Genomic DNA, 12,534 nt, shown 5'->3' on the forward strand with positions numbered 1-12,534 from the left:
GACGGGTGGGGCGAGCGGAGGCCGCGCTCAGTGAGGGGGGAGATGCCGGCGACAGGCGGGAGAGCTGTGGCCCGCTGACGGGTGGGCAAGGCAGACACCTGTGACGGATGAGGAAAGGCAAAGACCCGTGACGGGTGAGGAAGAGGAGAGGGCTGTGACGAGCGACGAAGGGGTGGGCGGGTGTGATGAGTGAGATGCCCATGGCTGCTGCCGTGGCCTGTGCCGGGGCGGCGGCCTGGTTGACGGGCGGACCGTACGCGGGAGCCAGGAGGGCGCAGTTGCTGCTCGCCGGAGGCGGAGTGGTCGGCGGTGGGCCGCCCCCGCCCTGGCGGCAGCTGACCGGCGAGCTGCGCCGCAGGCTCCGGGGGCGGTGGCGGCCCGAATGGTGGGCGCCGGTCGCCGGCCTGATCCTCGCGGTGCTGGGCGGTTCCGCACTGCCGCTCGTCGCGGGGGCGGCCGGAGTGCCCTTGCTGCGCCGGGCGCGGCGGGCCGCCGAGGCGCGACGGGCGGGGGAACGTCGAGGCGATGCGGTGATCGCGCTGTGCGCGGCGCTCGCGGGGGAGGTGCTCGCGGGCCGGCAGCCCGGGGAGGCGTTGCAGTGGGCCGCGCGGGACTCGGGCGGGCTGGGCGAGGCGCAGCCCATGGTGCTGGCGGCGGCGCGATTCGGCGGCGACGTGCCCCGGGCCCTGGCGCTGGCCGCGCGGTCGCCGGGAGCCGAGGGGCTGTTGGGACTCGCCGCGTGTTGGCGCGTTGCCGTGGACCAGGGCGCGGGTCTCGCGGCCGGACTCGACCGACTTGAGGCTGCGTTGCGAGCGGAACGGGACCAACGAGCGGATCTGCGAGCCCAGCTGGCAGGACCTCGCGCCACGGTGGTGATGCTGGCCGGCCTGCCGGTCCTGGGGCTGCTGCTGGGCGCCGCGCTCGGCGCCGACCCCCTGCACGTCCTGCTGCACACCGGAGCGGGGTTGGGCTGTCTGCTCGTCGGCGGAGTGCTGGAGGGCGCCGGGGCGTGGTGGGCACTGCGGATCGTGCGCAAGGCGGAGGCGACGTGAGCGGGGCCCGGCCGGGTGCGGACCGCGGCCGCGGGAGACGGGCGATGCGGACGGGAGCGATGTGGACGGAGGGGACATGAGCGGGGAAGTTGTCCACAGGCTGGGGGTGGCCGTGGGGATCGTGTCGGCCCTGTGGTGGTCGGTGCGGCGGCTGGCGGCCGTGCGGCGCGAGCGCGGGGCCCGTCGGAGGCTGACCGTGCTGCTGACCTCGGACACGGCGTCGGATCCGGCGTTCGGGTCGACGTCGGACAGACGGCGTCCCGGGCCACGGGAGGTCGTACGGCAGCGGCTTCCGGAAGTGCTCGTGGCAGCGCTCGTGGTGGGCGCCGGATGGGTGGCGGTCGGTGGAGTCGCGGGCCTCGCCCTGGGGTTGACGGGCGCGGTGGGCCTGGGGCGGTGGCGACGTCGGGAGCGGGCCACGGGTACGGCGAGCGAGGACGACGCCGGGCTCGCCGCACGGCAGCTCCCGCTCGCCGCGGATCTGCTGGCCGCGTGCATCACGGCGGGGGCCGGACCCGTGATCGCGGCACAGGCGGTCGGCGAGGCCCTGGGCGGTCCGGTCGGGAACGGGCTGGCGCGCGGCGCGGCCGAGATACGGCTGGGCGGCGAACCGGGCACCGCCTGGAGGAGGTTGGCCTCGACGCCGGGCGCGGCGGCGTTGGCCGGACTGTTGGAGAGAGCTGACGTGTCGGGTCTGCCGGCCGCCGCGCCTGTCGCCCGGCTCGCCGCCGACACCCGGGCCGGCTGGGCACGCGCGGCGACGGCTCGGGCCCGGCGGGCGGCCGTCATGGTCACCGCGCCTGTGGGCCTGTGCTTCCTTCCCGCCTTCATCGCGGTCGGTGTGCTGCCGATCGTGCTCGGACTGGCGGGGGGAGTGCTGGGAGGAGGTGGGCCGTGACGACGCGACGCGCATGAGCCGCCGGACGACAAGAGATCGACGCAACTGAACTGAACTCAGCCGAACTGAACCGGAAATCACGGGGGTTGTAATGAACAGGATGACGGCACGGGTGGTACGGACGCTGCGGGCAAGGCTGCTCGCCCTGGTGTGCGGGGCGCAGGGGGCACGGAGGGACGCGGGAATGGTGACGTCCGAGTACGCGATGGGGATCGTGGCGGCCGTCGGCTTCGCGGTGCTCCTCTACCAGGTGGTGACGAGCGATGTGGTGGCGGAGCAATTGCAGGCGCTCGTGAAGCGGGCGCTCAGTGCGGGCGCGTAGGTACGGGGGCGAGCCCCCGCGCGGGCGCCGGCGGCAGCGCGGCCGCGGGGACCGCGGGTTCGTGACGGCGGAGTCGGCCGTGGTGCTGCCGGTGGTGGTCGTTTTCGCGATGTCGCTGGTCTGGGGGCTGCTCGTCATGTCAGCCCAGATCCAGTGCGTGGACGCGGCCAGGGCCGGCGCTCGGGCCGCGGCCCGGCAGGATCCGTCCGATGCGGTGCTCGAGGTGGCCCGCGTCACCGCACCGCGCGGGGCGCGGGTGACCGTCGGCAGGGAGGGCGACCAGGTGCGCGTGGTGGTCGTGGCGAAGCCGCCGGGGTTGCGCGGGCTGCCCTTCGAGGTACGGGAGGAGGCAGTGGCAGCCGCGGAGGAGGCCGTGGGGGACCCAGGGAGCGTAGAGGCCCCGGGGGCCCCGGAGGGCTCAGGGGCGCTGGGGAGCACCGGAAGCGCGGACGATGCTTCGGGCGCTGCCGCCCAGGGCGCGGAGGAGGGCTCATGAGCCGCCTCGGCCGCTTCGGAGAGCACGCGAGGAGCCTCCGCCGCCTCGGAGCGCACAGAGGCCGTCTCCGTGGCCTCGCGGCCCACCGGCGCGGGGGAGGGGATCGCGGCTCCGCCACCGTCTGGAGCGTGGGTGCGATCGCCGTGCTGTGCGTAGTGTTCGGCGCGGTACTCGCCCTCGGGCAGGCCGTGACGTCCCGGCACCGGGCCGCGGGCGGTGCCGACCTCGCGGCGCTCGCGGCGGCGGACCACTGGTCGGACGGCGCCGACCGGGCCTGTGCTCGAGCGGACCGGGTGGCCCGGGCGCAACGCGCGCGGCTGGTGCGGTGCTCCGTGGTCGGCCAGATCTCGGACGTGACGGCGGCCTCGGGACGCGGACCGTTCGCGGCCGAGGTCAGGGCGCGGGCGGGACCGCCGGAGGCGGTGGTGCTTCCGGCGCCTCAACCGCCGCGGACACTCCCGGCTCCTCCCGCGGACGCACTTCCGGCTCCTCCTGCGGCCGCATTCCCGGTTCAGCCTGCGGACGCACTTCCGGCGCAGTCTGCGGACGCTTTGCCGTCTCCTCCTGCGCGGTCGGTCCCGCCGTCTCTTCCACGGCCGGTTCCGGTTTCTCCTGCGGAGCCTCCCGCAGGAGTTCCGTGAGGAGGCGGACCGCGCCCCTCTTGTGCAGCGGATCGTTGCCGTTGCCGCACTTGGGGGACTGGATGCAGGACGGGCATCCGGCGTCGCACTCGCAGGAGGCGATGGCCTGGCGGGTGGCGGTCAGCCAGGCGCGGGCCGTGTGGAAGGCCCGCTCCGCGAAGCCCGCGCCGCCGGGATGGCCGTCGTAGACGAAGACCGTCGGCAGCAGCGTGTCGGGATGAAGGGGCACCGACACGCCGCCGATGTCCCAGCGGTCGCAGGTCGCGAAGAGCGGGAGCATGCCGATCGACGCGTGTTCGGCGGCGTGCAGGGCCCCGCCGAGGATCTCGGGGTTGATCCGGGCCGCGTCCAGCTGGTCGTCGGTGACGGTCCACCACACGGCACGCGTGCGCAGCGTACGGGGCGGGAGGTCGAGCTTGGACTCGCCCAGGACCTCACCGGTGAGGACGCGCCGACGAAGGAAGGAGACGACCTGGTTGGTGACTTCGACCGACCCGTAGCACAACCGGCCCTGGCCCCACGGGACCTCGACGTCCGTCTCCAGGACGGAGATCGACGTCGTGTCGCGGGCGACCGTCGAGTACGGCGGGCTGGCCTCCTCGACGAGGGCGACGGAGTCGTCCAGGTCCAGGGAGCGCACGAGATACGTGCGGCCCTGGTGGAGGTGGACAGCGCCCTCGTGGACGGTGGTGTGGGAGGCCCCGGCGTCGACCGTGCCGAGCAGTCGGCCCGTGCCGGCCTCGACGACCTGGACCGGGCGACCGCCCTGGCCGCGGATGTCCGTGAGGTCGGCGGCCCGTTCACGGCGGGTCCAGTGCCAGGCCTTCGTCCGGCGGCGCAGCAGCTTCGCGGCCTCCAGTTGCGGCAGCAGACCTTCCGTCTCGGGGCCGAACAGGGGCAGGTCCTCGTCGGTCAGCGGGAGCTCGGCGGCCGCCGCGCACAGATGCGGCGCGAGAACGTAGGGGTTGTCGGGGTCGAGGACCGTCGACTCCACCGGACGGTCGAACAGCGCCTCCGGGTGGTGGACGAGGAAGGTGTCCAGGGGGTCGTCGCGGGCGATGAGCACGGCCAGCGCGCCCTGACCGGCGCGGCCCGCCCGCCCGGCCTGCTGCCACAGTGACGCGCGCGTGCCCGGGTAGCCGGCGATCAGGACGGCGTCGAGCCCGGAGACGTCGATGCCGAGTTCCAGGGCGGTGGTCGCGGCGAGACCGAGGAGCTCGCCCGAGTGGAGGGCCTGTTCCAGGGCGCGGCGCTCCTCGGGGAGGTAGCCGCCGCGGTAGGCGGCGACACGCCGGGCGAGCGAGCGGTCGACCTCGGCGAGACGTTCCTGGGCGATCACGGAGATCAGCTCGGCGCCGCGCCGGGAGCGGACGAAGGCGACGGTGCGCACGCCCTGGACGGCGAGGTCGGTCAGCAGGTCGGCCGTCTCGGCGGTGGCCGTACGCCGGACGGGTGCACCTTTCTCGCCCACCATCTCGGTGAGCGGCGGCTCCCAGAGGGCGAACACCAGTTCACCCCGGGGTGAGGCGTCGTCGGCGACCTCGACCACCGGGAGGCCTGTGAGGCGGCCGGCGGCGACCGCCGGGTCGGCCGCCGTCGCGGAGGCCAGCAGGAAGACCGGGGAGGCGCCGTAGCGGGCGCACAGACGGCGCAGACGCCGCAGCACGTGGGCGACGTGGGAGCCGAACACGCCGCGATAGGTGTGGCACTCGTCGATGACGACGTACTTCAGGGACTTCAGGAAGGAGGACCAGCGGGGGTGGGACGGGAGTATGCCCCGGTGCAGCATGTCCGGGTTGGTGAGGACGTAGTTGGCGTACTGGCGGATCCACTCCCGTTCCTCGAACGGCGTGTCGCCGTCGTACACGGCCGGCCGTACGGCGTTGCCGAGAGGTTGTGAGAGTTCCTTCACCGAGCGGCACTGATCAGCCGCCAGGGCCTTGGTGGGAGCCAGGTAGAGGGTGGTGGCGCCGCGGCCGTTGGGGGCCTCGGAGCCGTCCAGGAGGGCCGAGAGGACCGGTACCAGGTACGCCAGCGACTTGCCGGACGCGGTGCCCGTGGCGACGACCACGCAGTCGCCGTCCAGGGCGTGCTCTGCGGCCAGGGCCTGATGCGCCCAGGGGTGCTCGATGCCGCAGGCCTGCACGGCCGCGACGACCTCGGAACGAATCCGGTCGGGCCAGACGGCATGGCGACCCGCGCGCGGGGGCAAGTGCTCCGTATGAGTGATGCGCGACGCCCGGTTCGGTCCGGGGGCGAGCCGGTCGAGGACCGCGCCCGGAGACAGGCGGGGCGCGGTCTCGGGCGAGGATCGATCGGATCGGAGATTCTTGGCCATCGGCACCGAGTGTGTCACTGGCGTGACGGACAATGGAGCCAAGGCGTCGTGCACGCCTGCCGGTAAGTGATTGAATGCCATCGCGGCTGGCGTACCGTCCCGGGGGCTCCTGTTCAGGTGTTCCGAGGGACGACCGCTCGATAGCAAGGTGCTGGAGGATCCGTGGACCTGTCCCTGTCGACCCGTACCGTCGGCGATCGTACGGTCGTCGAGGTCGGTGGCGAAATCGACGTATATACCGCGCCCAAGTTGCGCGAGCAACTGGTCGAGCTGGTGAACGACGGGAATTTCCACCTCGTCGTCGACATGGAGGGCGTGGACTTCCTCGACTCCACCGGGCTCGGCGTACTGGTGGGCGGACTGAAGCGGGTGCGTGCCCATGAGGGCTCGCTCCGTCTGGTCTGCAACCAGGAGCGTATTTTGAAGATCTTCCGCATCACTGGTCTGACCAAGGTGTTCCCCATTCACACCTCGGTCGACGAAGCGGTCGCTGCCACCGACTGACCACCCGTGCCGGGCCCGTGCGGCCCGGCACGGATGGTCGAACAACGTAGGGGGTCCGGGCCTCGGCGGCCCGGCCCCCTGACAGCACGCCCGTAGTTCCGAGGGGGACGCATGGCCACCGTTGAACTCCGCTTCAGCGCGCTGCCCGAGCACGTCAGGACCGCCCGACTGGTGGCGGCGGCGGTGGCGCGCAGGGCCGGGGTGGACGAGGCGGTTCTCGACGAGGTCCGGCTCGCCGTCGGTGAGGCCTGCTCCCGCGCCGTCGGACTGCACCAGACGGGCGGTATCACCGCGCCCGTGAAGGTGCTGCTGATCGAGGAGGAGAAACAGTTCTCCATCGAGGTCGGCGACGAGGCGCCCCGTACGGCGCCCGGCGACCGGGCACCCGGTTCCGGCGGGGACGTGGAGGCCGAGGAGGACGAGATGGGCCTCGCGGTCATCAGCGGCCTCGTGGACGACGTCGAGGTCACCGCCGGAGAGCACGGCGGGCAGATCCGTATGACCTGGCCGTCGGCCGCGGTGACGGCCACGCTGACCTGAGTCGTCCCGAGCCGTCCACAGCGTTTCGGTTTCTGAGGGGCCCCACTCCGGTGGGGCCTCTTGGCATGCGCGGACCTGGGTAGTCGTGCATGCTTGCAGTGATCTCGCGAGTGAATCATGAGAAGTCAGTCGCGAGAAGTGAATCATGCGGCGAACGAAATCGACTGCAATTCGTGAAGCAATTCACGATCAATGCCTTGAAGGCATTACTTGACGAAAAGGCGAATTTCGTTTGCCGGGCACTGTTTTGATCAGGTTCCGGTACCTACAATCCGTCCACATCTTGAGCTCAGCCCAAGCGTCAAGGAGGACGAATGGCGGGGCTTCCCACCTCTCATCCGTTGGATCACCCGACAACCCTCGCAGCCGCGGAGCTGACCGACGGCAACCGCCTCCTGGTGGTGGTCATCGCGCTCGTGGCGTTGGCCGCGCTCGTGGTCGCGGGCGTGCTGCTGCGCCAGGTGCTCGCGGCCGGCGAGGGCACCGACAGCATGAAGAAGATCGCGGCGGCGGTCCAGGAGGGCGCCAACGCCTATCTGGCCCGGCAGTTGCGCACGCTCGGCGTATTCGCCGTCGTCGTATTCTTCCTGCTCATGCTGCTGCCCGCGGACGACTGGAATCAGCGGGCCGGCCGATCGGTGTTCTTCTTGATCGGAGCGGCGTTCTCGGCGGCCACCGGTTATATCGGTATGTGGCTCGCCGTGCGCAGCAACGTGCGTGTCGCCGCGGCGGCACGGGAAGCGACGCCGGCGGAAGGCGAACCGGAAAAGGATCTCACCGCCGTCTCGCACAAAGCAATGAAGATCGCATTTCGTACGGGCGGCGTCGTCGGCATGTTCACGGTGGGGCTCGGCCTGCTCGGCGCGGCCTGCGTGGTGCTGGTGTACGCGGCCGACGCGCCGAAGGTGCTGGAGGGATTCGGACTCGGCGCCGCCCTCATCGCCATGTTCATGAGGGTCGGCGGCGGCATCTTCACCAAGGCCGCCGACGTCGGCGCCGACCTGGTCGGAAAGGTCGAGCAGGGCATTCCGGAGGACGATCCGCGCAATGCCGCGACCATCGCCGACAACGTCGGCGACAACGTCGGCGACTGCGCGGGCATGGCGGCCGACCTCTTCGAGTCGTACGCCGTGACCCTGGTGGCCGCGCTGATCCTGGGCAAGGCGGCCTTCGGCGACGCCGGACTCGCCTTCCCGCTGCTCGTGCCCGCGATCGGCGTGCTCACGGCCATGGCCGGGATCTTCGCGGTCGCCCCACGCCGGTCCGACCGAAGCGGCATGTCGGCGATCAACCGGGGCTTCTTCATCTCGGCGACGATCTCGCTCGTGCTGGTCGCCGTGGCCGTCTTCCTCTATCTCCCCGGCAAGTACGCCGACCTCGACGGCGTCACCGACGCGGCGATCCAGGGCAAGAGCGGCGACCCGCGGGTCCTCGCACTCGTCGCGGTGGCGATCGGCATTCTTCTGGCAGCCGTCATCCAGCAGTTGACGGGCTATTTCACGGAGACCAACCGCCGGCCGGTGCGCGACATCGGCAAGTCGTCGCTGACGGGCCCCGCCACCGTGGTCCTCGCCGGAATCTCCGTCGGACTCGAATCGGCCGTCTACACCGCCCTGTTGATCGGACTCGGCGTGTACGGGGCGTTCCTGCTGGGCGGTACGTCGATCATGCTGGCGCTGTTCGCGGTGGCGCTGGCCGGCACCGGTCTGCTCACCACGGTGGGCGTGATCGTCGCCATGGACACCTTCGGACCGGTCTCCGACAACGCGCAGGGCATCGCCGAGATGTCCGGTGACGTCGAGGGCGCGGGCGCGCAGGTTCTCACCAACCTGGACGCCGTCGGCAACACCACCAAGGCGATCACCAAGGGCATCGCCATCGCCACCGCAGTTCTCGCGGCGTCGGCGCTCTTCGGGTCGTACCGGGACGCGATCACGACCGGCGCGCAGGACGTGGGCGAGAAACTGTCCGGGGCGGGCGCGCCGATGACCCTGATGATGGACATCTCGCAGCCCAACAACCTCGTCGGTCTCATCGCCGGCGCGGCGGTCGTCTTCCTCTTCTCGGGGCTGGCGATCAACGCGGTGTCACGGTCGGCCGGCGCCGTGGTGTTCGAGGTGCGGCGGCAGTTCCGCGAGCACCCCGGGATCATGGACTACAGCGAGGAGCCGGAGTACGGCAAGGTCGTCGACATCTGCACCCGGGACGCGTTGCGCGAGCTGGCCACACCCGGACTGCTCGCCGTGCTGGCGCCCATCTTCATCGGGTTCACCCTCGGGGTCGGGGCGCTGGGCGCGTTCCTGGCGGGCGCGATCGGCTCCGGCACGCTGATGGCCGTCTTCCTCGCCAACTCCGGTGGCGCGTGGGACAACGCCAAGAAGCTGGTCGAGGACGGCCATCACGGCGGCAAGGGCAGCGAGGCGCACGCGGCGACGGTGATCGGTGACACGGTCGGCGACCCGTTCAAGGACACCGCCGGCCCCGCGATCAACCCGTTGCTGAAGGTCATGAACCTCGTGGCGCTCCTCATCGCGCCCGCAGTGATCAAGTTCAGCTATGGCGAGGACAAGAGCATCGGTGTGCGCATCGTGATCGCGCTGCTCTCGCTCCTCGTCATCGTGGTCGCGGTGTACGTCTCCAAACGGCGCGGCATCGCCATGGGTGACGAAGAGAACAACACCGGCAGCGCGGCCAAGTCGGTCGATCCGGCGGTGGTTTCCTAGCGCGGCTCACCGGAGGCCAGTTCAAAGAGCGGGCGGGCGGCGCGGGTTGACGCGTCACCCGCCCGCTGTGTCGTCGGTGTGAGCCCGCCGTGAGCCTTCTCTCTCTTGGTGCAAATGGTTCAGCAGCTCACATAACGGTCATTCGTTCTGGGGTTGTCGCCCGGTTGCCGTGTATGTTCCGGGGCCGAGAGCCATGGAAGGAACCAAACCGGTGAACAAGAAGCTCACGGCCGCACTGTCCGGCGGTGCGGTACTGGTACTGGCACTGTCCGGATGCAGCAGCGACGAAGGCAACAAGGAGCTCGACGCCTGGGCCAAGCAGGTCTGCGACGCGCTGCCCGCGCAGGACGCCAAGGTCGACGCGGCGAACGCCGCGATCAAGCAGGCCGCCACGGACAACAACGCCCCCGTGAACGTCCAGAAGACCGACTCCAAGGCCTTCCAGGACATGTCCGACGCCTACAGCGCGCTCGCGCAGGCCGTCCAGAAGGCGGGCACTCCGCCCGGCGTCGACAACGGCGAGAAGAAGCAGAAGGACGCCGTCGCGGCGCTCACGACCCTCTCGACCTCCTACGCCGGCCTGAAGAAGCAGGTCGACGCCCTGGACACCAAGGACCAGGGGAAGTTCGCCGACGGTCTGCAGGACATCGCCACCGATCTCGGCCGGCTCAGCAAGAGCGGCAACACCGCGCTGAAGAACCTCGAGCAGGGCGACGTCAAGGACGCCATGGCCAAGCAGGACAGCTGCAAGAAGGTGGCCGCCTCCGCCTCCGCCCGCGCGAAGAAGAGCTGAGCCGGCGCGACCGGACCGGCCGGGGCCGGGAGCGGCCCCAGGGGTGACGGGGGACAATGGGGGCGTGAGTAACGCCACCCTGTCTCCCCTGCCCTCCGCCGACCGTCCCGACGTCGCCGCCCGGCTGCGGGAGGCCCTGCTCGCGGCCGCCTTCACCGCGGACGGCCTCCTCGACCTGCTCGGCGCCCCCGCCTACGCGGCTCTGGCGCGCAGCGAGACCGTGCCGGCGCTGCGCGCGACCCGCGGGGACACGCCGCTGGAGACGCTCGTGCGCCTCTTCCTGCTCCAGCAACCCGTCCCGCACGCGCGTGTGGCGGAGTTCCTGCCCGTAGACGCGTGCGTGGAGAGCGGCTGGCTGGTCCCCACGGGCGGCGACGAGATGGCCGCGACCGTCGACGTGCGGCCGTACGGCGGTCCGGACGGCGAGGACTGGTTCATCGTGTCCGACCTCGGCTGCGCCGTCGGCGGCGCCGGCGGCATCGGCAGCAACGACGAGGGCGTCGTCCTGGGCGTCGGAGGCGCGTCGACGACCCTCGCCGGCATCACCGTGCGCAGGTCCGTCTCCGCCGCTCTCGACCTGGGCGCCGGATCGGGCATCCAGGCACTGCACGCCGCCCGGCACGCCACGCGCGTGACGGCGACCGACCTCAATCCGCGCGCGCTGCACATCACCGCCCTCACCCTCGCGCTGTCCGCCGCCCCGGCGGCCGAGCTGCGCGAGGGCTCACTCTTCGAGCCGGTCCGGGACGACGAGACCTACGACCTGATCGTGTCGAACCCGCCGTTCGTGATCTCGCCGGGCGCCCGGCTCACCTACCGGGACGGTGGGATGGGCGGGGACGATCTGTGCCGCTCGCTCGTTCAGGGGGCGGGGGAACGGCTGAACGAGGGCGGGTTCGCGCAGTTCCTCGCCAACTGGCAGCACGTGGAAGGGGAGGACTGGCAGGACAGGCTCAGATCGTGGGTGCCCCGTGGGTGCGACGCGTGGATCGTGCAGCGCGAGGTGCAGGACGTCACGCAGTACGCCGAACTCTGGCTGAGGGACGCCGGGGACCACCGCAGTGACCCCGCCGAGTACCAGGCGCACTACGACGCATGGCTGGACGAGTTCGAGGCGCGCAAGGTGAAGGCCGTCGGCTTCGGCTGGATCACCCTGCGCAGGACGGCGGCCGCGGAACCCGTGATCACCGTGGAGGAGTGGCCGCACCCGGTGGAACAGCCGCTCGGCGACGCGGTCCTGGCGCACTTCGAGCGGCTCGACTACCTGCGTGCCCACGACGACGCGGCTCTGCTCGCCGGTCACTTCCGGCTGGTCGCGGAGGTCGTCCAGGAACAGGTGGGGCTCCCCGGCGCGGAGGACCCGGAGCACGTGGTGCTGCGCCAGCACCGCGGCATGCGCCGGGCGACCAAGGTCGACACGGTCGGCGCGGGCTTCGCGGGCGTGTGCGACGGCTCGCTGAGCGCAGGCCGCATTCTCGACGCCATCGCCCAGCTGATGGGCGAGGACCCGGTGCTGCTGCGGGACCGCACTCCGGCCCAGATCCGCCTGTTGGTGGAGCAGGGGTTCCTCGAACCGGCGCAGTGACGCGGCCAAGCGGCCGGATCTCGACTCCTCCGGGCGCAGGGGTCGGTCCCGGATCCGCGCGATGCAAGGTTCCGCCGGACATGCCTACCCCTGCCCCTGGCCGAGAGCCCCCACGCCCACCTCCGCCGTCACCCCTGCCTGAACCGCCCGGGCCCCCCGCCTCCCGGTGACGCGGTGTTCGCCCCGTGCGTAGTCCGGCCGTTCACCTCGGGTTCGCCGGATCGCCGCCCGCGCGTGACAGCGTCCGGGCCGGGGCCGGCTGGTGGCCGGGGCAGGCACGGGCGGACGAGGGGGCGGAGGCGACCATGGAAAGTGGGCCGATGATCTTCGCGGGAATGGTGTTGGCTCTCTTCGGGGGCGCTCTGCTGGTGTGGACCGCGGTCCGGGTGGGGCACCGGGAACCCGTGGCCCAGGGTGTGAGCCCCGTCGCATCGGCGGCTCTGGCCCTGCTGGCCTCGTGTGCGGCAGTGGCGGTCGGCGTGTGGTGCCTGGCCCGCCTGTGAATCGATCCCGTCGCACGCTCGTTCGGCGGGCGTGAGGGTGCTCACGCCGATCAGGGGGAGGGCGCCTCCCGGTCGTACGGAAAAGGGCCGGTCGGTACTCCGGGCGGCAGGAATGGCGGTAGTCGGGTTACCGTTCGAG

Annotated in this window: 11 protein-coding genes and 1 pseudogene; 11 read left to right on the forward strand and 1 reads right to left on the reverse strand. The window is 71.7% G+C overall.

Going from position 1 to position 12,534, the window contains the following annotated elements:
- The first annotated feature begins 185 nt into the window (after positions 1 to 185).
- The 5 genes and pseudogenes from QF032_RS21840 to QF032_RS21860 all read left to right on the forward strand — a co-directional run.
- Positions 186 to 1,052 carry a type II secretion system F family protein gene (locus QF032_RS21840; RefSeq protein WP_373430366.1) on the forward strand — a complete coding sequence of 289 codons (867 nt, stop codon included), beginning with the start codon at positions 186 to 188 and terminating at the stop codon, positions 1,050 to 1,052.
- A gap of 76 nt (positions 1,053 to 1,128) precedes the next feature.
- Positions 1,129 to 1,950 (forward strand): type II secretion system F family protein, encoded by an 822-nt coding sequence (locus tag QF032_RS21845; protein ID WP_307057155.1) that lies wholly within the window; start codon positions 1,129 to 1,131, stop codon positions 1,948 to 1,950.
- A gap of 100 nt (positions 1,951 to 2,050) precedes the next feature.
- Positions 2,051 to 2,272, forward strand: a complete 222-nt coding sequence (locus QF032_RS21850; RefSeq protein WP_373430367.1) for a DUF4244 domain-containing protein — start codon at positions 2,051 to 2,053, stop codon at positions 2,270 to 2,272.
- A gap of 61 nt (positions 2,273 to 2,333) precedes the next feature.
- A complete protein-coding gene (locus tag QF032_RS21855; protein WP_307057158.1) occupies positions 2,334 to 2,768 on the forward strand; it encodes a TadE family type IV pilus minor pilin in 435 nt (144 codons plus the stop codon).
- A pseudogene (locus QF032_RS21860) lies at positions 2,765 to 3,214 on the forward strand (Rv3654c family TadE-like protein); the annotation flags it as partial. The gene QF032_RS21855 and the pseudogene QF032_RS21860, both read left to right, overlap by 4 nt.
- On the opposite strand, the gene QF032_RS21865 reads toward QF032_RS21860, so the two are convergent.
- Positions 3,162 to 5,828: a DEAD/DEAH box helicase gene (locus QF032_RS21865; RefSeq protein ID WP_307057160.1), complete on the reverse strand. Its 2,667-nt coding sequence runs from the start codon at positions 5,826 to 5,828 to the stop codon at positions 3,162 to 3,164. The pseudogene QF032_RS21860 and the gene QF032_RS21865 sit on opposite strands and share 53 nt — an antisense overlap.
- Positions 5,829 to 5,909: 81 nt before the next feature.
- Between QF032_RS21865 and bldG the strand changes: the two genes are divergently transcribed.
- The 6 genes from bldG (at position 5,910) to QF032_RS21895 (ending at position 12,395) form a co-directional block, all read left to right on the forward strand.
- A complete protein-coding gene (gene bldG / locus QF032_RS21870) occupies positions 5,910 to 6,251 on the forward strand; it encodes an anti-sigma factor antagonist BldG (protein WP_009189842.1) in 342 nt (113 codons plus the stop codon).
- A 111-nt stretch (positions 6,252 to 6,362) separates the two neighbouring features.
- Positions 6,363 to 6,791, forward strand: a complete 429-nt coding sequence (locus QF032_RS21875; RefSeq protein ID WP_057577819.1) for an ATP-binding protein — start codon at positions 6,363 to 6,365, stop codon at positions 6,789 to 6,791.
- Between the two features lie 314 nt (positions 6,792 to 7,105).
- Positions 7,106 to 9,514: a sodium-translocating pyrophosphatase gene (locus QF032_RS21880; protein WP_307057162.1), complete on the forward strand. Its 2,409-nt coding sequence runs from the start codon at positions 7,106 to 7,108 to the stop codon at positions 9,512 to 9,514.
- A 193-nt stretch (positions 9,515 to 9,707) separates the two neighbouring features.
- The gene (locus QF032_RS21885) at positions 9,708 to 10,307 is read left to right on the forward strand and encodes a small secreted protein (protein ID WP_306950154.1); all 600 of its coding nucleotides are present in this window, start codon (positions 9,708 to 9,710) and stop codon (positions 10,305 to 10,307) included.
- A gap of 64 nt (positions 10,308 to 10,371) precedes the next feature.
- Positions 10,372 to 11,892, forward strand: a complete 1,521-nt coding sequence (locus QF032_RS21890; protein WP_307044964.1) for a DUF7059 domain-containing protein — start codon at positions 10,372 to 10,374, stop codon at positions 11,890 to 11,892.
- 305 nt (positions 11,893 to 12,197) lie between these two features.
- A complete protein-coding gene (locus tag QF032_RS21895; protein WP_307044966.1) occupies positions 12,198 to 12,395 on the forward strand; it encodes a hypothetical protein in 198 nt (65 codons plus the stop codon).
- Positions 12,396 to 12,534: the final 139 nt, after the last annotated feature.

This window comes from Streptomyces achromogenes, from assembly GCF_030816715.1.
GTDB classification, from domain to species: domain Bacteria; phylum Actinomycetota; class Actinomycetes; order Streptomycetales; family Streptomycetaceae; genus Streptomyces; species Streptomyces achromogenes_A.

Coding starts and splice junctions, on each gene's coding strand:
- QF032_RS21840 (WP_373430366.1), top strand. CDS start 186: ATGAGTGAGATGCCCATGGCTGCTGCCGTGGCCTGTGCCGGGGCGGCG.
- QF032_RS21845 (WP_307057155.1), top strand. CDS start 1,129: ATGAGCGGGGAAGTTGTCCACAGGCTGGGGGTGGCCGTGGGGATCGTG.
- QF032_RS21850 (WP_373430367.1), top strand. CDS start 2,051: ATGACGGCACGGGTGGTACGGACGCTGCGGGCAAGGCTGCTCGCCCTG.
- QF032_RS21865 (WP_307057160.1), bottom strand. CDS start 5,828: ATGGCATTCAATCACTTACCGGCAGGCGTGCACGACGCCTTGGCTCCA.
- QF032_RS21875 (WP_057577819.1), top strand. CDS start 6,363: ATGGCCACCGTTGAACTCCGCTTCAGCGCGCTGCCCGAGCACGTCAGG.
- QF032_RS21880 (WP_307057162.1), top strand. CDS start 7,106: ATGGCGGGGCTTCCCACCTCTCATCCGTTGGATCACCCGACAACCCTC.
- QF032_RS21885 (WP_306950154.1), top strand. CDS start 9,708: ATGGAAGGAACCAAACCGGTGAACAAGAAGCTCACGGCCGCACTGTCC.
- QF032_RS21895 (WP_307044966.1), top strand. CDS start 12,198: ATGGAAAGTGGGCCGATGATCTTCGCGGGAATGGTGTTGGCTCTCTTC.